General features: G+C 66.2%; 22 protein-coding genes. 8 read left to right on the forward strand and 14 right to left on the reverse strand.

The annotated features are described in order from the left end of the window. Positions 1 to 32: 32 nt before the first annotated feature. Positions 33 to 293: a hypothetical protein gene (locus ACFC0O_RS08830; protein WP_375955049.1), complete on the forward strand. Its 261-nt coding sequence runs from the start codon at positions 33 to 35 to the stop codon at positions 291 to 293. Here the strand turns inward: ACFC0O_RS08830 and ACFC0O_RS08835 are convergent. From ACFC0O_RS08835 to ACFC0O_RS08865, 7 genes are all read right to left on the reverse strand, one after another. Continuing rightward, positions 267 to 1,325 (reverse strand): alpha/beta hydrolase, encoded by a 1,059-nt coding sequence (locus ACFC0O_RS08835; protein WP_375955050.1) that lies wholly within the window; start codon positions 1,323 to 1,325, stop codon positions 267 to 269. The genes ACFC0O_RS08830 and ACFC0O_RS08835 overlap by 27 nt on opposite strands. Before the next feature lie 449 nt (positions 1,326 to 1,774). Continuing rightward, a complete protein-coding gene (gene nrdE, locus ACFC0O_RS08840; RefSeq protein ID WP_375956052.1) occupies positions 1,775 to 3,880 on the reverse strand; it encodes a class 1b ribonucleoside-diphosphate reductase subunit alpha in 2,106 nt (701 codons plus the stop codon). A 32-nt stretch (positions 3,881 to 3,912) separates the two neighbouring features. After that, positions 3,913 to 4,383 (reverse strand): class Ib ribonucleoside-diphosphate reductase assembly flavoprotein NrdI, encoded by a 471-nt coding sequence (gene nrdI, locus ACFC0O_RS08845; protein WP_364629932.1) that lies wholly within the window; start codon positions 4,381 to 4,383, stop codon positions 3,913 to 3,915. A gap of 65 nt (positions 4,384 to 4,448) precedes the next feature. Further along, positions 4,449 to 4,688 (reverse strand): redoxin NrdH, encoded by a 240-nt coding sequence (locus ACFC0O_RS08850; RefSeq protein WP_364629929.1) that lies wholly within the window; start codon positions 4,686 to 4,688, stop codon positions 4,449 to 4,451. Positions 4,689 to 5,174: 486 nt separating this feature from the next. Then, the gene (locus ACFC0O_RS08855; RefSeq protein WP_375955052.1) at positions 5,175 to 6,065 is read right to left on the reverse strand and encodes a G1 family glutamic endopeptidase; all 891 of its coding nucleotides are present in this window, start codon (positions 6,063 to 6,065) and stop codon (positions 5,175 to 5,177) included. A 107-nt stretch (positions 6,066 to 6,172) separates the two neighbouring features. Beyond that, positions 6,173 to 6,760, reverse strand: a complete 588-nt coding sequence (locus ACFC0O_RS08860) for an NAD(P)H-dependent oxidoreductase (RefSeq protein ID WP_375955054.1) — start codon at positions 6,758 to 6,760, stop codon at positions 6,173 to 6,175. Between the two features lie 207 nt (positions 6,761 to 6,967). Continuing rightward, positions 6,968 to 7,537 carry an NADPH-dependent FMN reductase gene (locus ACFC0O_RS08865; RefSeq protein ID WP_364629921.1) on the reverse strand — a complete coding sequence of 190 codons (570 nt, stop codon included), beginning with the start codon at positions 7,535 to 7,537 and terminating at the stop codon, positions 6,968 to 6,970. Between the two features lie 139 nt (positions 7,538 to 7,676). Between ACFC0O_RS08865 and ACFC0O_RS08870 the strand changes: the two genes are divergently transcribed. Both ACFC0O_RS08870 and nadE read left to right on the forward strand, forming a co-directional pair. Next, positions 7,677 to 8,318: a TetR/AcrR family transcriptional regulator gene (locus ACFC0O_RS08870; protein WP_375956055.1), complete on the forward strand. Its 642-nt coding sequence runs from the start codon at positions 7,677 to 7,679 to the stop codon at positions 8,316 to 8,318. A 4-nt stretch (positions 8,319 to 8,322) separates the two neighbouring features. Next, positions 8,323 to 9,162, forward strand: a complete 840-nt coding sequence (nadE, locus tag ACFC0O_RS08875; protein WP_375955055.1) for an ammonia-dependent NAD(+) synthetase — start codon at positions 8,323 to 8,325, stop codon at positions 9,160 to 9,162. 62 nt (positions 9,163 to 9,224) lie between these two features. Here the strand turns inward: nadE and ACFC0O_RS08880 are convergent, their stop codons facing one another. From ACFC0O_RS08880 to moaA, 3 genes are all read right to left on the reverse strand, one after another. Continuing rightward, a complete protein-coding gene (locus ACFC0O_RS08880) occupies positions 9,225 to 9,359 on the reverse strand; it encodes a hypothetical protein (protein WP_375955057.1) in 135 nt (44 codons plus the stop codon). A gap of 114 nt (positions 9,360 to 9,473) precedes the next feature. Further along, the gene (locus tag ACFC0O_RS08885; protein ID WP_364629912.1) at positions 9,474 to 9,716 is read right to left on the reverse strand and encodes a MoaD/ThiS family protein; all 243 of its coding nucleotides are present in this window, start codon (positions 9,714 to 9,716) and stop codon (positions 9,474 to 9,476) included. After that, on the reverse strand, positions 9,709 to 10,767 hold the full coding sequence (gene moaA, locus ACFC0O_RS08890; protein ID WP_375955059.1) for a GTP 3',8-cyclase MoaA: 1,059 nt from the start codon (positions 10,765 to 10,767) through the stop codon (positions 9,709 to 9,711). The genes ACFC0O_RS08885 and moaA overlap by 8 nt, the downstream gene beginning before the upstream one ends. Before the next feature lie 86 nt (positions 10,768 to 10,853). On the opposite strand from moaA, the gene glp reads away from it, so the two are divergent. The 3 genes from glp (at position 10,854) to ACFC0O_RS08905 (ending at position 13,647) form a co-directional block, all read left to right on the forward strand. Continuing rightward, a complete protein-coding gene (glp, locus tag ACFC0O_RS08895) occupies positions 10,854 to 12,059 on the forward strand; it encodes a gephyrin-like molybdotransferase Glp (protein ID WP_375955061.1) in 1,206 nt (401 codons plus the stop codon). 87 nt (positions 12,060 to 12,146) lie between these two features. Then, the gene (gene moaCB, locus ACFC0O_RS08900) at positions 12,147 to 13,226 is read left to right on the forward strand and encodes a bifunctional molybdenum cofactor biosynthesis protein MoaC/MoaB (RefSeq protein WP_375955063.1); all 1,080 of its coding nucleotides are present in this window, start codon (positions 12,147 to 12,149) and stop codon (positions 13,224 to 13,226) included. Then, positions 13,219 to 13,647: a molybdenum cofactor biosynthesis protein MoaE gene (locus ACFC0O_RS08905; protein ID WP_375955065.1), complete on the forward strand. Its 429-nt coding sequence runs from the start codon at positions 13,219 to 13,221 to the stop codon at positions 13,645 to 13,647. The genes moaCB and ACFC0O_RS08905 overlap by 8 nt, the downstream gene beginning before the upstream one ends. On the opposite strand, the gene ACFC0O_RS08910 is transcribed toward ACFC0O_RS08905, so the two are convergent. Then, a complete protein-coding gene (locus ACFC0O_RS08910; protein WP_375955067.1) occupies positions 13,644 to 14,723 on the reverse strand; it encodes a CobW family GTP-binding protein in 1,080 nt (359 codons plus the stop codon). The genes ACFC0O_RS08905 and ACFC0O_RS08910 overlap by 4 nt on opposite strands. Positions 14,724 to 14,834: 111 nt before the next feature. Between ACFC0O_RS08910 and ACFC0O_RS08915 the strand changes: the two genes are divergently transcribed. Further along, positions 14,835 to 16,364: a PucR family transcriptional regulator gene (locus tag ACFC0O_RS08915; RefSeq protein WP_375955069.1), complete on the forward strand. Its 1,530-nt coding sequence runs from the start codon at positions 14,835 to 14,837 to the stop codon at positions 16,362 to 16,364. 25 nt (positions 16,365 to 16,389) lie between these two features. Here ACFC0O_RS08915 and pucL read toward each other — a convergent pair whose 3' ends face one another. After that, positions 16,390 to 17,310 carry a factor-independent urate hydroxylase gene (gene pucL / locus ACFC0O_RS08920; protein ID WP_375955071.1) on the reverse strand — a complete coding sequence of 307 codons (921 nt, stop codon included), beginning with the start codon at positions 17,308 to 17,310 and terminating at the stop codon, positions 16,390 to 16,392. A gap of 181 nt (positions 17,311 to 17,491) precedes the next feature. On the opposite strand from pucL, the gene ACFC0O_RS08925 reads away from it, so the two are divergent. After that, the gene (locus ACFC0O_RS08925; RefSeq protein WP_375955073.1) at positions 17,492 to 18,856 is read left to right on the forward strand and encodes a uracil-xanthine permease family protein; all 1,365 of its coding nucleotides are present in this window, start codon (positions 17,492 to 17,494) and stop codon (positions 18,854 to 18,856) included. 62 nt (positions 18,857 to 18,918) lie between these two features. Here ACFC0O_RS08925 and ACFC0O_RS08930 read toward each other — a convergent pair whose 3' ends face one another. Together ACFC0O_RS08930 and ACFC0O_RS08935 are read right to left on the reverse strand one after the other, a co-directional pair. After that, the gene (locus tag ACFC0O_RS08930) at positions 18,919 to 19,212 is read right to left on the reverse strand and encodes an MTH1187 family thiamine-binding protein (RefSeq protein WP_375955075.1); all 294 of its coding nucleotides are present in this window, start codon (positions 19,210 to 19,212) and stop codon (positions 18,919 to 18,921) included. After that, positions 19,164 to 19,475 (reverse strand): hypothetical protein, encoded by a 312-nt coding sequence (locus ACFC0O_RS08935; protein ID WP_375955077.1) that lies wholly within the window; start codon positions 19,473 to 19,475, stop codon positions 19,164 to 19,166. The genes ACFC0O_RS08930 and ACFC0O_RS08935 overlap by 49 nt, the downstream gene beginning before the upstream one ends. Positions 19,476 to 19,620 lie beyond the last annotated feature (145 nt).

Here is a 19,620-nt window from a genome sequence, read left to right on the forward strand (position 1 = left end):
CGGTTACAGGAACAATCCGATGGGGAGCCGAGATGACCAGCACCACCGAGAGCACGAGCATCACCGCAGGCAGGCCCGTATACGACAGCTCCGGCGAAGCCCTCACCCACCGGGTCACCGTCTACCTCGGCGGACCCGACGACGGTGCGGAACTGGCCATGGAATACGCGGCCACCTGGCCCGAGGCCGCCGCCTTCGCCGCGGCCGCGGTGCGGGCCGGACTCATCGTCACCGTCGACGGCCGCATTCGGCCCGGCCTGCGCCGGCTACCCCGGAACGGCCTGCGGCACTAGCGCGGTCGCCAGCGTCTGCCAGGCCGGGCCGAGTTCGGCCGAGAAATCGGCCCAGCCGTGAATTCCGGTGTCCTCGTAATGCACGGTGGCCGGAATTCCCAGATCGCTCAGATGTTTCGCGAACAGTTCGGTGCACAACCGGGCGCCCGCCTCCAGCACCACACCGCCGCCTGCTTCCTGCAGCGCCTTCACCGGATCCGGTGCGCGCACCAGGTCCGTCATATCCGGGACCGTCGGTATTCCGGTATTGGCCGATAGGTGAATAACCATGCCGCGCAGGGCTTCCGCACCCAGGGTGCTGTCATGCGTACGCCATTCCTTACTTCCCGGCGGGCCCCACAGATTGACCACATTCCCACCGCGCGAGGCCACCGTCAGCGTGGTGGCCGCCGAACCCGCGCTGTCCATCGTGGAATAGCAACCGCTCATTCCCGCGACGGCCCGATAGAAACCGGGATGCCGGTGCGCGAGCATCATCGCGCCCTGCGCGCCCATCGATACGCCCGCGATGGCGCGACGGCCGTTCGAATTCAGATAGGGCTCGATGACACCGGGCAATTCCCCGGTCAGAAAGGTTTCCCAGCGGTTCCAGCCCAGTACCGCGTCCGGCCGCTGCCAATCGCTGTACATACTGCCGGTGCCGCCGGACGGCAGCACCACATCGACCGGTTTGTCGGCGAAGAACTCGGCCGCGCCGCCCTTGGTGAGCCAATCCGAAACCTGTTCGGCGTCAACACCATCGAGCAGATAGAGGGTGGCTCGCGGACCGGTTCCGGTGCCGCGCAACACATCCACCGCCACCGCCCGGTCCATGGCCGCGGAGGCGACGAACACCCGCTCCCAATGCGGTCCGATGGGCTCCACCCGAATAACGTTCGACCGCAGCGCGATCGGCGCAGATGCGCCTTCGACACCGCCCGCGGGCAGCCCCGCCGCCAAGGCCAGCGCTACCGCCACCCCCACTCCCGCACGGCGCAGCAGCGCACCCGTCGGCATCCGCTTCTCGGTCGTTCCGTTCGATTCCCGCACCACGGGGGCTCTCCTCACAGCGGCCCTCGCATACCGAACCGGATCTGGAGTTGATTTGCGGAAACCCGCCGAGCGGCTGCGAGGTGTGCTGCTCGGCGGGTGGGTACCCGGTATCTCCGCGGCTACGCCGCACCGGACTTCCGATTTAGATCTATTCAGCGGTCCCTCTTTCACGGGGGCAGGAGAAGGACCCGTCCTCACCTCCAAAACACTTGTCCCGGTGCGATTTCCGATCACGGGATCGGCCGCGCATCTGATTCCGATGCCGTGACACAGGCGAGCGTAATCATCGCCACACTCCCCCGACAGCGCCCGCGTCAGGTTCTGGAGACCTCACAATGACTTCGTTCGAAGGCCGGGACGATCCACGACGAAAAAGGACGCCCCCGGTTTTCACCGGGGGCGTCCTCTTCGTTTCGACTATGCGGTGTTTCGTAAGTGCGGTTGTGACCTCAGAGCATGCAGCTCACGCAGCCCTCTACTTCAGTTCCCTCCAAAGCCATTTGGCGGATGCGGATGTAGTAGAGGGTTTTGATGCCCTTGCGCCAGGCGTAGATCTGCGCGCGGTTCACATCGCGGGTGGTGGCGCTGTCCTTGAAGAACAGGGTCAGCGACAGGCCCTGATCCACGTGCTGGGTGGCGGCGGCGTAGGTGTCGATGACCTTTTCGTAGCCGATGTCGTACGCGTCCTGGAAGTAATCGAGGTTCTCGTTGGTCAGGTAAGGGGCCGGGTAGTAGACGCGGCCGATCTTGCCTTCCTTGCGGATCTCGATCTTCGAGGCGATCGGGTGGATCGAGCTGGTGGAGTGGTTGATGTACGAGATGGAACCGGTCGGCGGAACGGCCTGCAGGTTCTGGTTGTAGATGCCGTACTCCATGACCGAAGCCTTGAGCTCGCGCCAATCCTCCTGGGTGGGGATGTGCACGCCCGCCTCGGCGAAGATCTCGCGGACGCGATCGGTCTTGGGCTCCCACAGCTGATCGGTGTACTTGTCGAAGTACTCGCCGCTGGCGTACTTGGACTCCGGGAAGCCGCCGAACGCCCGGCCGCGCTCCTTGGCGATCAGGTTCGAGGCGCGGACCGCGTGGTACGCGATCGTGTAGAAGTAGATGTTCGTGAAGTCGATGCCCTCTTCGGAGCCGTAGTGCACGCGCTCACGAGCGAGGTAGCCGTGCAGGTTCATCTGCCCGAGGCCGATGGCGTGAGACTCGTTGTTGCCCTGCTCGATCGAGGGCACCGAGTTGATATGCGTCTGATCCGACACCGCGGTGAGCGCGCGGATCGAGGTCTCCACCGTCTTGGCAAGATCCGGCGAATCCATCGTCTTGGCGATGTTCAGCGAACCCAGGTTGCACGAAATGTCCTTGCCCACTTTGGAGTAGGACAGATCGTCGTTGTACAGCGACGGGGTGGAGACCTGCAGGATCTCCGAGCACAGGTTCGAGTGGGTGATCTTGCCCTTGATGGGGTTCGCCCGGTTCACGGTGTCCTCGTACATGATGTACGGGTAGCCCGACTCGAACTGCAGCTCGGCGATGGTCTGGAAGAATTCGCGAGCCTTGATCTTGGACTTGCGAATTCGCTTGTCGTCGACCATCTCGTAGTACTTCTCGGTGATATTGATATCGGCGAACGGCACGCCGTAGATGCGCTCCACGTCGTACGGCGAGAACAGGTACATGTCCTCGTTCTTCTTCGCCAGCTCGAACGTGATGTCCGGGATGACCACGCCGAGGGACAGCGTCTTGATGCGGATCTTCTCATCCGCGTTCTCGCGCTTGGTGTCCAGGAAGCGGTAGATATCGGGGTGATGCGCCTGCAGGTACACCGCGCCCGCACCCTGGCGCGCACCCAGCTGATTCGCGTAGGAGAACGAGTCCTCCAGCAGCTTCATGATCGGAATGACGCCCGAGGACTGGTTCTCGATCTTCTTGATCGGCGCGCCGGTCTCACGAATATTGCTCAGCAGCAGGGCGACACCGCCGCCGCGCTTGGACAGCTGCAGCGCGGAGTTGATGGAGCGCCCGATGGACTCCATATTGTCCTCGATGCGCAGCAGGAAGCAGGACACCGGCTCACCGCGCTGCTTCTTGCCCGAATTCAGGAAGGTCGGGGTGGCGGGCTGGAAACGCCCGTCCATGATCTCCTCGACCAGTTCCTGCGCGAGGGTCTCGTCACCGGCGGCCAGGGTCATGGCGACCAGGCAGACGCGATCCTCGAAACGCTCCAGGTAGCGCTTACCGTCGAAGGTCTTGAGCGTGTAGCTCGTGTAGTACTTGAACGCGCCGAGGAAGGTCGGGAAGCGGAACTTCTTGCCGTACGCCTGCTTGAACAGCTTCTTGGTGAAGTCGAAGCTGTACTGGTCGAGCACCTCGGTCTCGTAGTAGTTCTCTTTGACCAGGTAGTCGAGCTTCTCGCGCAGGTTGTGGAAGAAGACCGTGTTCTGATTGACGTGCTGCAGGAAGTACTGGTGCGCGGCCTCGCGGTCCTTGTCGAACTGGATCTCGCCATTGGGGCCGTACAGGTTCAGCATCGCGTTGAGCGCGTGGTAGTCCAGCCCCGCGGTGGATTCACCGCTGACGGGGCGTTCTACGCGGGCATTCTTTCCGACCGGTGCGGTTGTCGTTGCCAAAACGATTCCAATCCCTCTCGGACGCGCTCGACGTCCTCGGCAGTTCCCATGAGTTCGAAGCGATACAGGTACGGCACTCCGGTTTTGCGCGAAATCACTTCGCCCGCAAAGCAGTACGTATCACCGAAGTTCGTATTGCCGGCCGCGATGACGCCGCGCAGCAGTGCGCGATTGTGCGGATCGTTGAGGAATTTGGCCACCTGACGGGGGACGAACTCCTTATCGGGCCGCGCACCACCCAGAACGTGCCGACCGCCACCGTAGGTGGGGACGATCAGCACGTAGGGTTCGTCGACTCGCAGTGAGTCGGCGGTATGAAGCGGTATGCGGACGGCGGGAATGCCCAGCCGTTCCACGAAGCGGTGCGTGTTCTCCGATGCGCTGGAGAAGTAGACCAGATTCGCTGTCCCCGTGGACAACTCAGCCATCTCGACTCCTCTCGGCTCGGGCGAACGCGCATAGCGGCCGACCGTTGATCGGCCGCTTCGGTCCGCTAGGCGACGGCGACGGACTCGGCGAGCGCCTTGATCCGATCCGGGCGGAAGCCGGACCAGTGGGCGTCACCGGCGACCACGACGGGAGCCTGGAGGTACCCGAGCGCCATCACGTAATCGCGGGCTTCGGGATTCTCGGAGATGTCGATGACGTCGTACGCGACACCGGCCTTGTCGAGGGCACGGTACGTTGCGTTGCACTGCACACAAGCGGGCTTGGTGTAAACGGTGATGGTCATTGGTATCTCCCCTTCTCCTTGCCTTAGATCCGATGCAGTGCACGGCTGAAAACAAGAACCATGTAGTAAGTGCGCAAACCCCTGGACGCGAGACCGAAGTCCCTGGTCGCGCGGCTCCCTTCGAGGGTCTCGCCGCGTGCCCTTCCAGCTCCCAAGACACTACACCTAGTGGCCGACAGATTCATCCAACACGACATGTTGCGAACCACAAAGGTGAAATTCGAGTGAACGAAGTGCCAGGACGCTCGATTCGCAACCCGACACGACTGAGGCGCAGATCACAATTTCGGCATCCAGCACACTTCCGGCAAACACACCATTCACCCTGATCAACACGTTTCCCGCGTGTCCCACCCGCCACGCGCGAGGTGGGGTTATCCGATCTCGCGCGTGGCGCGGGATCCGGCTCCCGGGGAGCGAAATCCGGCACCGCCCCGGCGTGTCGCGGATCCCGGTCCACAACACGCCGGGATGGCGCACACCGCGTCAGCCGATGGTGAAGCTGGAGCCGTCCACCGGACCGGGCGCGAGCAAACGATTCGTCGCGGCGATGCCGTAGGTCTGGGCGTCATAGGCCGAGAGCGGTTTGCCGTCGATCTGGATGTCGGTGAAGGTGATCGGCTCGAATCCGGGCAGCGCCGCGTCGAGGTGCCCCTCGATCACGATCTCGGCGGTGCGCGCGGGCGCGTCGGACGGCCGCGTCGTGGTGCGCGTCCAATTGCCGGTGCGGTTCTCGAGGGTCATCACATAGTTGTGGCCATCCCAGCCGACGGTCGAGCGCATGACATCACCGGGCCGCACCGCGACATCGTCATAGCTCACCGGCGCGGCCGGATACGCCTCCCACCACCCGTCGACATCCTTTTCGGGAGTGCACATTCCACTCAGCATGCCCGTCGCGCACACCCCGTCCATCGCACCGCTGAGCGCGTTGGAGACCGTGTCACCCGCGCGCATGATCGCGCCCGAGAGCCGGGGATCGGCATAGGACAGATCCGCGGCCAGATTCTCGAACTGCAATCCGGGCAGCGCCGCGTAGAAGGCGGCATCGCTGGCGCACAGCGATTCCACCCCGGTCTGCATGAGCGGTAATGCCACCTGACCGTTCAGATCGTTCGCGCCGTTCAGTCCGACCCAGGGCACGATCCGTTGCAGCGTGCCCTCATTGGTGCAGGAGATCTCGGGCTGCGTCCAGGTGGCGCTGACCTCCCGGAAATCACCCTTCACCACGTATCCGGCCCAATTGCCGAGGTACAGGCGGACATTGGCCTCGGCGGTCGCATCGCTCGCGGTGACCACGGCGGCGGTGGCGGAAACTGCCAGCGCGGCGGTCAGCAGGCAGCGACTCCACGATGAGTTGCCACTCGGTAGCTTCATCAGCTGAAGGTAGCGTGGAGCACCCCGGAAATGCGGCAGGCCACGGCTGAAAAGCCGTGGCCTCACACTGGATTCAGCGGTTACCGCTGGAGTCACCCGATAGTTGCTCAGACGTTGACTGTGGCCTGCGCCGTCTCCGCGAGGGCCTGCGCGGTCTCCGCGAGCAGGCGCACGGTGGCGGCCAGCTGGGTGAGCGCCTCGGCATCGTCGGCCGGATGCGTCTCGCCGAAGCGCTGGCCGATGGTGCCGAAGTTCAGCGACGCCTCCTCGACCACCTTCGAACCCGCCACGCCGAGCGACTTGACCGCGTCGTCATGCGACCACTTGGCCGCGTTCGAGCTGATCGACGCGCTGATCACGGCCGACGGCTTGGCCTTGAGCGCACCCGCGCCGTACGGCCGGGACGCCCAGTCGATGGCGTTCTTGAGCACCGCGGGCAGCGTGCCGTTGTATTCGGGGGTCACGAGCAGTACCGCGTCGGCCGCGCCGACGGCCTCGCGCAGGGCGGCGGCGGTGGCCGGAACCTGGCCCGCCACATCGAGATCCTCGTTGTAGAAGGGGATATCGCCCAGACCCTCGTAGATGGTGATCTCGACATCGCCGGCCGCGGTCTGCGCGGCGGCCTCGGCGAGGCGGCGGTTGATCGAGGCGGCGCGGAGGCTGCCGACGAGGGCGATGATGCGGGTCTGCGACATGGTGATCACTCCTGCGGGTCTGTATCCAGTGGCGGTATTCGTACTCCGAGATAACCGGACTGCGGTCCGTTTTTATTCCGGGGTGGCGGCGGCAAAGCTATGACCTGCGACACCCTTCGAGGCAAAACTCCTGCGCACCTTGATTCGGACGGTAACGAGCGGAGGCCAAGGCTGAAAAGCCTTGGCCTCACTGGAATTAAAAGCGGATCAGGCGGCAGCGCCGACCGTCCGGGACTTCTGGATCTGCACGACCAGGGCCGCGATCAGTCCGGCGATCAGGCCGCGGCTGGTCTCATCGGTGAGGTTGCCCTGCTCGTCGAAGCGGGTGTAGTTCGCACCCACGTGCACCTCCGGCTTGGTCACGACCTGCGAATCCAGCCAGTGGAAGACATCGCGCAGATGGTTCTGCGCGCGCACGGTGCCGAACTGCGAACCCGACGCGCCCATGATGGCGACCGGCTTATCGGTCAGGAAGGACTGGCCGTACGGGCGAGAAGCCCAGTCCAGCAGGTTCTTCAGCGCACCCGGAATGCTGTAGTTGTACTCGGGGCTGGCGATGAGCACGCCGTCCGCGTCGCGGATCCGCTCGCGCAGCTCGACCACCGCGGCGGGTACATCGCCCTCGAGATCCTCATCGAAGTAGGGCAGGTCCCGAATGCCGTCGTAGATCTCGATCTCGACGCCCTCCGGGGCGAGTTGCTGCGCCGCGCGCAGCAGCGCGGTATTGGTGGAGGCGGCGCGCAGTCCACCGGAAATGGCGAGAATCTTGATCGTCATGGCATTAACTCCTGATGCTCTCTGGCGCTGGGCGGCGCTTACGGTAGCATCTAACCGGACCACGGTCCACTTTCATCCCGGCGATTTGAGGTTCACTGTGAGCTCGGCCAAACCCCCCGGCGCGGGTACGCCCGTACCCCTGGCCCAACCGCTCGGCATCGGGCCCGCGCTGTCGATCGTCGACAGCGAACCCGCCGAACGCGCGGACGCCGCCCGCAACCGAAAGTTGTTGCTGGACGCGGCCGTCGAACTGGTGCGCCGCGACGGCGCGGACGCCCTCACCATGGACGCGGTCGCCAAACAGGCCGGGGTCGGCAAGGGCACGGTCTTCCGCCGCTTCGGCAATCGCGCCGGACTGATGTACGCGCTGCTCGACGAATCCGATCGAAATCTGCAGGCCGCGTACATGTTCGGACCGCCACCGCTGGGACCGGGCGCACCGCCGCTCGAGCGACTGGTGGCCTACGGCCGCGCCCGCCTCACCCTGACCGAGATCGAGGGCGATGTGCTGCGCGCCGCCACCATCAGCAGTCCGGACCGCTACGCCGGTCCGCCCTACAACCTGACCAAGACGCACGTGTCGATCCTGTTGCGCCAGGCCGGAATTCCGGGCGAGATCTCGCTACTGGCCGACGCCCTGCTCGCACCCTTGGACGCGGGCCTGGTGCTGCATCAGACTCGGCAGCTCGGTTTCACCCTCGCCCAGGTCGGCGATAATTGGGAAGCCCTGGTGCGCCGAGTCGTTCCGCCCGCCGGGGAAGATCACCGCGCAGTAGAGTGAACGTATGGGAGACCTGCGCGAATCGATCATCGCCGAACTCGGCGTGCTGCCCGCCATCGAACCGAAAACCGAAGTGCGGCGGCGCATCGACTTCCTCAAGGACTATCTGCGCTCTACGCCCGCAAAGGGTTTCGTGCTAGGTATCAGCGGCGGCCAGGACTCCACGCTGACCGGTCGCCTGTGTCAGCTCGCCGCCGAGGAACTGCGTTCCGAAGGCCGTGACGCCACCTTCGTTGCCGTGCGACTGCCGTACGGCAAGCAGGCCGATGAGCAGGACGCGCAAATCGCGCTGCGCTTCATCAAGCCGGATCGCTCGGTCACCGTGAACGTCAAGCCCAGTGCCGACGCCGCCGCCGAAGAGGCCGCGTACGGCATCGACGAATTGCTCGGCGGCGCCACCCGGCTGCGCGATTTCGTGCGCGGCAATATCAAGGCGCGTGAGCGCATGGTGCTGCAGTACGCCATCGCCGGACAGTTGAATCTGCTGGTGGCGGGCACCGATCACGCGGCGGAGGCGGTCACCGGGTTCTTCACCAAATACGGTGACGGCGGTGTGGACATCACCCCGCTGACCGGACTCACCAAACGCCAGGGCGCGGCCCTGCTGCAGGAGCTCGGCGCACCGCCGAGCGTCTGGCAGAAGGTGCCGACCGCCGATCTGGAGGACGATCGCCCGGCCCTGCCGGACGAGGAAGCCCTGGGGCTGAAGTACTCCCAGATCGACGACTACCTCGAGGGCAAGGATGTCGAGCCCGAGGTCGCCGAACGCCTGGAGTCGATCTTCCGGAACACCCGCCACAAGCGCGCGGTTCCGGTGACTCCGCTCGACACCTGGTGGAAATAGGCTCTATCGAACATCGCCCGCCGCATTCGAGAATGCGGCGGGCGCTTTCGTTTTCGGGAATCTCAGTGCTGTGCGGCGGGTGCGACCGCCACTCTTGCTTGTTCACAGTGCAGTGAGGTGACCGAACTGCCGGTGGCCAGGGAGACGGCGGCGATGATGAATGCGCCGAGGAGTAGAGCGGGCAACAGTCGCGCCATCGCGACACCTCCCGATCAGAGGGACTGGACAGTCCGGATATCGGGATGGCGAATGATTCGTTACCAACCTTTTTGCTGGTCAGATGACCTATTCATGGTCATCGGGTGCGGCGCTCAGCCTCCGGCAAACGGGGGCAGCACGTCCACCCGGGGAGACAGCACGGTCGTCGCGTCCCGGGTGAGCTCATCGCCGATGAGGTACGCGCACACCTTGAGCATCGGCTCGAGTTTCGGTCCGTAGGTGTGCGCGAGCGTGCTGCGCAGATCGCCGACAGTCGCACCGGACGGCAATTCGAGCAGTTCGCCCGGTTTGCCGACCGCATCCGCGATCGCGGCGAAATAGCGAACCTCAACCACCGATGGCTCCCATCGTTCGAGTGGGCGGGACGAAACCCACGGCGTCGATACCGTGTCCCGCGGATTTGTTCCACATGGCGCCGCGCCACAGCGTGGCGATATCGGCATCCGAGGCGTGCGAGCGCAATGCGGCTCGAATGTCGTACTCCTGATCGCTGAACAGGCAGGACCGCAGCCGACCGTCGGCGGTCAGGCGGGTGCGGTCGCAGTCCGAGCAGAAGCTGCGCGTCACCGAGGCGATGATGCCGACGGTGGCCGGACCACCGTCCACCAGCCAGCGTTCGGCGGGGGCCGAGGGATCATCGCGATCGGTCTCGGTCAGGGTGAAACGCGCGCCGAGCACCTCGAGCAGTTCGGCGGCGGTGATCATATTCGCGCGCGCCCACTCGTGATCGGCATCGAGCGGCATCTCCTCGATGAAGCGCAGATCGCACCCTTCGTCGAGGCACCAGCGCAGCAGATCGCCCGCGCCCGCGAGGGTTTCCCGCATCAGCACGGCATTGACTTTGATCGGGGTCAGTCCGGCCCGGCGCGCGGCGCGGATGCCCGCGAAGACCGAGTCCAGTCGATCCCGTCGGGTGAGGGCGGCGAAGCCTTCGCGATCGACGGTGTCCAGCGAGACGTTGATGCGATTCAGCCCGGCTGCCGCGAGTTTGCTCGCGCGGTGTTCGAGCCCGACGCCGTTGGTGGTCATGGCCAGCGGTGTGCCCGGCAGTTCGGCCCGGCAGCCCGCGATGATTTTCTCCAGGTCACGGCGCATGAGCGGTTCCCCGCCGGTGAAGCGCACCTCGTGTACGCCGAGCTCCCGCACGGCGAGGGTGACCAGCCGGACGATCTCGGCGGCGGTGAGCAACTCGTCGGCCGGAATGGGCGGTAAACCCTCTTCCGGCATGCAGTACGTACAGCGCAGCGAACACTTCTCGGTAATGGATACCCGCAGGTCACGCCCGATGCGACCGTATCGATCCAACAGCAGTGGAGTGTCCGGGCGGCCATCGAGGGAAGGCTGCCCGGTACGTACGGCGGGCATCCCCATAGCGACCACGGTCATTCGACCATTATGTCCGCCCGCGCAAGCCCCCCGCCGGATCGACGACCCGGCTTGTCCGGATCGAGGGCGCGTATAGGCTCACCGACATGAGTTCCCGGCATGCTCTGGCCCCGGTTCGTTCCGTCGACGACCACCGGCAACGCATCGAGGATCTGCTGCGACCACTGGCCGCGCGCGAGACCGAAGCGGTGCCGATGGCCGATGCGCTCGGGCGGCGCTTGAGCGCCGATGTGTACTCCCCCCTGGATCTGCCGGTGTTCCGGAATTCGTCCATGGACGGCTACGCGGTGCGCGCGGAATCGGTGGCGATCGTCCCGGTGACGCTGCCGCTGGCGGGTGTGGTGGCGGCCGGGAACACCGGCGCGGCAACGCTGCCCGCGGGCGGTGCGCTGAAAGTCATGACGGGAGCGCCGATTCCGGCGGGCGCGGACTGCGTGGTGCCGGTCGAGCACACGCGCGTCGAGGGCGATGCGGTGATCATCGAAAGAAGCCGCGCCGCAGGTGATTTCGTGCGCGAGGCCGGGACGGACGTGCGCACCGGGCAATTGCTGGCGGCGGCGGGGACGCTGTTGAAGCCGCGCCATATCGCCGCGCTGGCGGCGGTCGGACTGCCGGAACTGCCCGTGTACCGGCGGGTGCGGGCCGCGGTCATCACCACCGGCGATGAGCTGGTCCAGGCCGGATTGCGGCTGCTGCCGGGACAGATCTACAACTCGAACGGGCTGGCACTGGCCGCCGCGCTCACCGAGAACGGCGCGGAGGTGGTGTCGATCGCGCACTCCACCGACGATCACGCCGAATTCCGCCGCCGCCTCGACGAAGCGGTCGCCGCCGCCGATCTGGTCTTCACCTCCGGCGGGGTGTCGATGGGTGATTTCGAGGTGGTGAAGGAGGTGCTGAGCACGCTCGGCGGCGAATTCGGCCATGTCGCAATGCAACCCGGCGGGCCGCAGGGCATCACCGTGGTCGACGGCACCCCGATCCTGAATTTCCCGGGCAACCCGGTCAGCACCGTGGTGTCGTTCGACATGTTCGCCCGCCCCATCCTGCGCGAGCTCGGCGGGCTGCCGCCGATCGTCAGCTCGGAGCTTCCGGTGCTGGCGGCGCTGCACTCCCCCGCCGGTAAACGCCAACTGCTGCGCGGACTGCTCACCCCCGAGGGCGTCGAGCCATTGGCCGGTCAGGGCTCACATCTGATCGCGACCATGGCCCGGGCCGATGTGCTGATCGACATCCCCGCCGCCGATACCGACATCGCCGCCGGGACGATCGTGCGCACCTGGCCCCTGTAGATCCACCCGAACGAACCCCGATTGCCGGGGTGCGATCTGTGCTGCCCTCTGATGTCGCGGTGCGCACGGCTGTGGAAGGCTGGTGGAATGAGTGAGCTGTCGCATGTCGATCACGAAGGCCGCGCGCGCATGGTCGATGTGAGCGCCAAAGCCGACACCGCCCGGATCGCGGTCGCGGCCGGTGAGCTGCACACCACCGCCGAGGTGGTCCGGCTGGTGCGCGCCGACGGTATGCCCAAGGCCGATGTGCTGACCACCGCCCGGCTGGCCGGGATCAACGGCGCGAAGAAGACCTCCGAGCTCATTCCGCTGTGCCATCAGCTGGCGCTGTCCTCGGTGAACGTGAGCTTCGATTTCACCGAAACCACCATCACCATCGAGGCCGTCGCCAAGACCAAGGGCCCCACCGGCGTCGAGATGGAAGCGCTCACCGCCGTCGCCGTCGCGGGCCTCACCCTGCACGACATGATCAAGGCCGTCGATCCCGCCGCTTCGTTGCACGCGGTCCGCCTGCTCACCAAAGACGGTGGCAAGCACGGACATTGGGTGCGCGAGCGCGAACTCGCTGAGACTTCACGCGACAGCGCGGTGCGCCACGCTACGGATCATGGTGCGCACGGACAGCATTCGCACGTCGTCGATTCCGGCACGGCGGGGGCTCCGCACCTCACTCCGACTCCCGCGTACGGCACCGGGAAGAGCGCCGTGGTGCTGGTGGCCTCCACCGGTGCGGCGGCCGGTTCGCGCGAGGACACCACCGGGCCGGTGCTCGCGAAATGGCTTGGGGAACAGGGTTTCTCGGTGCGCGGGCCACTCGTGTACGCGGACGCCGATATCTCGTACGGGCTGTCCGAGGCGCTCGCGGCGGAACCGGCGCTGGTGATCAGCACCGGCGGCACCGGGGCCTCCCCCACCGACGGCACCCCCGAGGCCACCCTGGCCGTGCTGGATCGCGAACTCCCCGGTGTGGCCGAGTCGATTCGCCAGCGCGGCACCGCGAAATTCCCGCTCGCGGCCCTGAGCCGGGGCGTCGCGGGCCTCGCGGGCCGCACCGTGATCGTGAACCTGCCCGGCTCCCCCGGCGGCGTGAAGGATGGAATCGCGGTCCTGACACCGCTTCTCGAACATCTGCTGGCCCAGGTGGCCGGAGGAGGCAGCCATGAGTGACGGCACCGAATTGCTCGCCTACATCAGCGATCAGCCGTTGAACCCGGCCGAGGTCGAGAAGGCCGTGATCGGGCCGGAGCACGGCGCGGTGGTGGTCTTCACCGGCACCGTCCGCAATCACGATGGCGGCCAGGCGGTTTCGGCCCTCGAATACTCCGCCCACCCCGACGCCGCGAAATTCCTGCGCCGCGTCTGCGCCGAGGTCGCCGAATCCTCCGGGCTCCCGGTCGCCGCCATCCACCGCATCGGCCCCCTGGCCATCGGCGATCTGGCAATAGCTGTCGCGGTGGCCTCTCCGCATCGCGCCGAAGCCTTCGCCACCTGCGCCACCCTGGTGGATCGCATCAAACACGAAGTCCCCATCTGGAAGCGCCAGCTCTTCACCGACGGCCTCTCCGAATGGGTGAACGCCTGCGGTTAATCCTCGGTGGCGGCCACATAGCGCCAGATGGGCAGCAGCGCGTGGGCGTCCAGCGGCTCCGGGGCCGTGTGAACGGTGGATTCCAGGCGCTTGGTGATCAGGTCGGCGTCCAACCCTGGGCCGATCAGTACCAGACTGCTGGTGCGGGGTTCGTTGCGGGACCAGGTGGTCGGCTCGATGGTGATGTGGCGGCCGACCATGTGCAGCAGGAACTTCCGGGAATCCTCCGGCACCGCGAAGGCGAGAATGCCTTTGGCTCGGAACAGACCCGGGGGCGGGTCCTCCAGTACGGCGATCAGTTCGCGCGGGTTCAGATCGGCGGTGCTGGTGAAGGAGACGCTCTCGTAGGCGTCGTGCAGGTGGCGATGCCCCGCATGGTCATGGTCGCCGTCGCACTGATGGTCGTCGTGCTCATCGTCCGAATGCTCGAGCAGCAATTCGTCGAAGCTGAGCTGTTGGCCCGCACGGAGTTCGGTGGCGGGACGCTCCGGGATGTCGAACAGTAGCGCGGGTTCGATCCGGCCGTGCGAGGTGGCGTAGACCGGGACCTGTCCGACGAGGTCGGTGATCTCGGTGCGCAGCGCGGCCAGCGCCTCGGGGGCCACCCGGTCCGCCTTGTTGAGTACGACCAGATCGGCCATGCGCAGATGCGTGTCGAGTTCGGGGTGCCGAGCGCGGCTTTCGGCGAAGTGCTCGGCATCCACCAGTTCGATGAGGCCGCCGTAGCGGATGCGCGGATTATCGCTGCCGGTGACCATGCGAATCAGATTGCGGGGTTCGGCCAGACCGCTGGCCTCGACCACGATCACATCGATGCGCTGTTTCGGATGCGCCAGCCGATCGAAGAGGTCATCGAGTTCGGTGACGTCCACCGCACAGCAGACGCAGCCGTTGCCGAGCGACACCATGGCGTCGACCTGACCGGCCACCAGCATGGCGTCGATATTCACCGCGCCGAAGTCATTGACCACCACGCCGATCCGCAGCTCACGATTGCGCAGCAGGCGGTTGAGCAGGGTCGTCTTACCGGCGCCCAGGAATCCGGCCACGATCAGAACGGGGATGCGCCGACTCATTCGGTCCACCCTACCGAGGGCCGGTGCGGCGGACGCAGCATGGATGAAACGGCGCGGAAATACCCGCGTTCTAGCGTGGCGGACATTCGGACCGAACACGGGAGGTGCGCCGTGCTGGTGCGGGACATACTCGCTGCGCCGCAATTGCGAATGCGACTGCTGCACGGCGATACGACAGAACTGGACCGACCGGTCGCACGGGTATGCGCGACCGATATGCCCGACCCTCGGCCCTTCGTGACCGAGGGCGCGCTGGTGTGCACCGGATTGGTGTGGCGGCAGGCCGCGGCGGATTCGGACCGCTATATCGGCATGCTCGCCGAAGCCGGAATCGCCGGACTGATCGCGGGTCAGGCACTGCACGGTCACGTCCCCGACGATGTGATCGCCGCGTGCGAACGGCACGGCCTGCCCCTGCTGTCCGCACCGCAGAGCGTGCCCTTCAGCCGCATCATCGAATACCTCGCCGAACAGGCCGCCGAATTGCGCTGGCGGCGCGTGCAATCCCGGGTGGACCGCCAGCGCCGACTGCTCGCCGCCGTCGCGGGCGGCAGCGATATCGGCGACCTGATCGCCGATATCGCCCTGGAACAGGAGGTCGCCGCCTGGGTGGTGACCGCCACGGGCCGCGTAATCGCCGGAACCGCACCGATTTCCGAGGACGACCTCGACCGCATCGTCGCCACCGCGCTGACCGCGCCCCGCCTGCCCGCCGTCACCACCGGTGCGATGCGCGTGCTCCAGGTCGGCGCGGGAGATCGAATCACCGCCTGGTACCTGGTGATTCGTCCCGCCGCCCCCGAACCCGAGGTCTTCGCCGCCGACCTCGCCGCCATCGCCGAGCTCTACCGCCAGCGCAGTATGGATCGCCTGCACCTGGACTGGGAACTCATCGACCGCTTCCCCACCGCACCCGCCGACCGCCCCGATGCGCGCGCGGTCGCCGTGGTGTGCGAACTCCATCCGGCCGAAACCCGTACCGTCATAGGGCTTCCCGAAGTGCGTGCCGCACTGCACGATGCCCTGCCCGGCGTCACCACCTCGGTGGATCGCGAGGGCAGGCTCGTCGCGATCGCCGAAGGCACCCAGGACGATACGGCGGAGGTACTGCGCCGCCGTATCGGCCGATTGGCTCCCGCTCTCAGCAACCCGCGGCCGATCGATTCCGACGGCGGTGCCGAACCGGGCGCGAGGGGCGTCCGCATCGCCTTCGGGGTCAGCGCGCAGCAGCGGGACGAATCCCTTTCCGGCGCAATCGCCGCCGCGGCGGCGGCCGCCACCGCCGCACGGGATGACGACGCACCGGTGAGCATCCGCATCGCCGATATCGATACGGCCGTAGGGCTTTTCACCGCCGTCCCGGGTGGACTGCAACGCCGCTTCGCCGAACGCGTCCTCGGCCCGGTCCTGGACTACGACCGCAGAACCGGCGCGGACCTACTGCAAACCCTGGAGGTCTTCCTCGGCTGCGAGGGCTCGTGGCGGCAAGCCGCCGACCGAATGCATTTGCACCTCAACACGGTTCGCTATCGCATCGGCCGCATCGAGGAACTCACCGGCCGCGACCTCGGCCACCTCGACGACCGCCTCGACCTCTACCTCGCCATGCGCACCCTCACCGCGCACGCCACCCCGGCGTAGCAGGTCGGCCGGGGTGACGGTGCGATCAGACCGCGCCGGTGTAGGGCTCCCAGGCGGTGCCCGCGTCCGGGGCGTCTTCGCGCAGGACGGCGGCTTGGATGAGGCCGTAGGGGCGGTCGTCGGCGTAGAAGACTTCGCCGTTGTTGGGGACGTCGAAGCGGGACAGATCGAAGGACCAGTGGTGTTTATTGGGGGCGGACATGCGGATTTCGGCGAGACAGGGATAGGCCTCGAGGGCGGCCCGGCCCATTTCGTAGAGGGTCTGCTGCAACGCTTTCGAGTGCAGGGTGGCGAATTTCGCGATCATGACCGCGCGGATGCCCTCATAGGTGGCGTTCCAGTCGTCCGGATCGGTGGCGAAGCGCCAGCGGGCGGTGAGGCTGGTGGCCAGGATGCGGTCGTAAGAAGGTTCCAGGACCGTGAATTCGTCGGTGAGGAAGCCCGCGAATTCCGAACCGGTGGATTTGAGGATGACCAGATCCTTGACACCGCCGATCACCCATTCCCGTTGTGCGGCACCGGTTCCCGTGACGGTGACGGCGGCGATGCGGACCTCCGGGCCGACCCGGGTCCAGGTGTGGTCGTGGCCGGTGCCGTCCACCGGCACCCGCTGCCACGCGAATTCCTCGATCTCGATGCGCGCCGACTCGACCGTCGCGATGTCATCGGCGAAATGCCGGGCCAGTGCCCGCCCGTACTGTTCGATACTGCCGTCGCCGTGTGTCTTGGCGTAGGTGAAGATGGTCTGCTTCTGCGAATCGGTGGGCAGCACCCCGCCCTGATCCCCGGCGGTATGCGCCTCGTCGAAAGCCCCACGCAGACAGGACGATACGTTCAGATCGCGAATCTTGTGCCGCGCGGTGTCGCGATAGATGCGCACCACCCGGTTCTCGGCCTTGCCATACTGATGCGGGCCGAGCACGATCTTGCCGGTCAACTCGGTCATGGTCGCCTCCCGTGGTCGATGAACACCTTGCCCCACTGTGGCGGATCGACGCCGCCGCACACGCTGGTTCGGAAGACAAAACACCGCACGCGATCCGCGCTCCGCTTGGCATTTCGAACAAACCGCCGCCCGGCGACGACTGCCTAGCCTGAATCAACCGCACGCGCCGCAAGGAGCCTTCATGACCACGCCCCATCCCGTCGACACCCGATTGCCCTGGCATCGACTGCTGGCCTTCGGTATTCAACACGTGCTGATCATGTACACCGGCTGTGTGACCGTGCCGCTGGTGTTCGGTGCGGCCGCCGGGCTGGACAAGGCCACCGTCGGGTTGCTGATCAGCGCGGACCTGTTGGTGGCGGGCATCATCACGCTCATTCAGAGCCTCGGGCTGGGCCGGATCGCGGGCGCTCGGCTGCCGATCATCACCGGCGCGACCTTCGTGGCGATGAGCCCGATGATCTTGATCGCCAAGCAGTACGGCCTGCCCGCCGTCTACGGTTCCATGCTCATCGGCGGTCTGGTCGGCATCGCATTGGCCTGGCCGTTCGCCATGGTGGTGCGGTTCTTCCCACCCCTGGTCAGCGGAACCGTACTGACGGTGGTGGGTGTATCGCTCATCGGCGTGGCGGGCGGGCTCATTGTGGGCAGCAATCCGAAAGCGCCGTCCTTCGGCGCGATCTCCAATATCGTGCTGGCCGCTGCTGTGCTGCTCATCGCCTTGGTCGGGACCGTATTCGGCCGCGGCATCTGGTCGCAGCTGGGCATTCTCATCGCGTTGATCGTCGGTGTGCTGATCTCCATCCCCATGGGATTGATCAAACTGGACGGCGTCTCGGACGCGGCCTGGCTGGGCGCGCCGCACGTCTTCTATTTCGGCGCACCGCAATTCCCCATCGCCGCGGTGGTGGCCATGAGCATCGTGATGGCCGTCGTCTTCGCCGAATCCACCGCCAGCATGCTGGCCATCGGCGAGATCACCGGTAAGAAGCTCGAGCGCGGCGATGTGGCGCGCGGCCTGATCGGCGACGGGCTCTCGGCGGTGCTGGCCGGTGTCTTCAGCTCATTCATCGATACGGTCTTCAATCAGAATGTCGGCGCGGTCTCCGCGACCCGGGTGTACAGCCGCTATGTGACGGCGGTCAGCGGTGCGCTGCTGATAATCCTGGGCCTGGTACCGCGTTTCGGCGCGGTGGTCGCGGCGGTCCCGCAGCCGGTGGTCGGCGGCGTGGGTCTGGTGCTGTTCGCGACCATCGCGGTGATCGGCGTCGACACCCTGCGCCGCGCGGATCTCTCGGACCGGGTGAACCTCAGCATCGTCGCGGTGTCCATCGGTGTCGGCCTGGTTCCGGTGCTCACCAAGGGCATGTTCGACAAGTTCCCGACCTCGGCGCAGATCCTGCTGAACAGCGGTATCTCACTGGCCGCCGCCACCGCCTTCACACTGAACCTGCTGCTGAACCACACCAAGCTCGGTGACATCGCCCGTGGCGCAACCGAACCCGCGCCCGCGGAACCGGAGCCCCAGGACCCGATTCCCGCCTGAACCCCGCCTCCTCATCGGGGAGCGAGGCCGCGAATTCCACGGAATTCGCGGCCTCGGCTCATTCAGTCGTTCAAGTAGCGCTCGACGGTCGCGACCTTGGCGGTCAGCATGTCGTCATATCCGGGCCGGACATCGGCTTTGACCATGATGCTGCACCGGTTCGATACCGCCAGCACGGCATCGGTGGCCTTCTTGATGACGGCGAAGACCTCGTCCCATTCGCCTTCGATCTCGGTGAAACTGGCCGATGTCCGGTTGGGCAGCCCGCTTTCGCGAATCACGCGAATGGCCGCGGCCACCGGTTCGCCTACGTCTTCACCTGCACCGATAGGGGTGATCGAGAATGCGGCGAGCATGGCGGTGGCCTCCTGCGGGTGAGGTAGTCGCGATAGATCGGCGTATGGATGGTAAGCCGACCGCGCTGGGTCGCCTGCCAGGTGGCCGGACTGTGCAGGGTGGACAGGGCCAGGCCGGTATGGGACAGGCCGTGCAGTGCGCGGCGGGTCGCGCCGGCGGTGAGACCCGTTGCGGCACAGAGTTGCCGGACGGTGAGCGCGGCCGGGAATTCCGGCCGCGACAGGGCGGCGAGCACCCGGGCTTCGGATTCGGTCAAGGCCATGTGCGGGCCTTCCATCGGTCGATCGCGGAACGAGTGGTCGGTATCCACTGCTGCCAACAGCGTCGCGCATCGATCACCGATTGGTAAAGCTCCAGGAAAGGTTCGCACCCTCACGCCCGGCGTGTCGCACCGATACCGGTGGATC

This window comes from Nocardia sp. NPDC056100 (genome assembly GCF_042266325.1).
GTDB lineage: Bacteria > Actinomycetota > Actinomycetes > Mycobacteriales > Mycobacteriaceae > Nocardia.

Excerpts from the sequence above, each read along its gene's own strand:
- ACFC0O_RS08830 (WP_375955049.1), top strand. The coding sequence starts at position 33 with ATGACCAGCACCACCGAGAGCACGAGCATCACCGCAGGCAGGCCCGTA.
- nrdI (WP_364629932.1), bottom strand. The coding sequence starts at position 4,383 with ATGGCTGAGTTGTCCACGGGGACAGCGAATCTGGTCTACTTCTCCAGC.
- ACFC0O_RS08850 (WP_364629929.1), bottom strand. The coding sequence starts at position 4,688 with ATGACCATCACCGTTTACACCAAGCCCGCTTGTGTGCAGTGCAACGCA.
- ACFC0O_RS08855 (WP_375955052.1), bottom strand. The coding sequence starts at position 6,065 with ATGAAGCTACCGAGTGGCAACTCATCGTGGAGTCGCTGCCTGCTGACC.
- ACFC0O_RS08860 (WP_375955054.1), bottom strand. The coding sequence starts at position 6,760 with ATGTCGCAGACCCGCATCATCGCCCTCGTCGGCAGCCTCCGCGCCGCC.
- ACFC0O_RS08865 (WP_364629921.1), bottom strand. The coding sequence starts at position 7,537 with ATGACGATCAAGATTCTCGCCATTTCCGGTGGACTGCGCGCCGCCTCC.
- nadE (WP_375955055.1), top strand. The coding sequence starts at position 8,323 with ATGGGAGACCTGCGCGAATCGATCATCGCCGAACTCGGCGTGCTGCCC.
- ACFC0O_RS08880 (WP_375955057.1), bottom strand. The coding sequence starts at position 9,359 with ATGGCGCGACTGTTGCCCGCTCTACTCCTCGGCGCATTCATCATCGCC.
- moaA (WP_375955059.1), bottom strand. The coding sequence starts at position 10,767 with ATGACCGTGGTCGCTATGGGGATGCCCGCCGTACGTACCGGGCAGCCT.
- glp (WP_375955061.1), top strand. The coding sequence starts at position 10,854 with ATGAGTTCCCGGCATGCTCTGGCCCCGGTTCGTTCCGTCGACGACCAC.
- moaCB (WP_375955063.1), top strand. The coding sequence starts at position 12,147 with ATGAGTGAGCTGTCGCATGTCGATCACGAAGGCCGCGCGCGCATGGTC.
- ACFC0O_RS08905 (WP_375955065.1), top strand. The coding sequence starts at position 13,219 with ATGAGTGACGGCACCGAATTGCTCGCCTACATCAGCGATCAGCCGTTG.
- ACFC0O_RS08910 (WP_375955067.1), bottom strand. The coding sequence starts at position 14,723 with ATGAGTCGGCGCATCCCCGTTCTGATCGTGGCCGGATTCCTGGGCGCC.
- pucL (WP_375955071.1), bottom strand. The coding sequence starts at position 17,310 with ATGACCGAGTTGACCGGCAAGATCGTGCTCGGCCCGCATCAGTATGGC.
- ACFC0O_RS08925 (WP_375955073.1), top strand. The coding sequence starts at position 17,492 with ATGACCACGCCCCATCCCGTCGACACCCGATTGCCCTGGCATCGACTG.
- ACFC0O_RS08930 (WP_375955075.1), bottom strand. The coding sequence starts at position 19,212 with ATGCTCGCCGCATTCTCGATCACCCCTATCGGTGCAGGTGAAGACGTA.
- ACFC0O_RS08935 (WP_375955077.1), bottom strand. The coding sequence starts at position 19,475 with ATGGCCTTGACCGAATCCGAAGCCCGGGTGCTCGCCGCCCTGTCGCGG.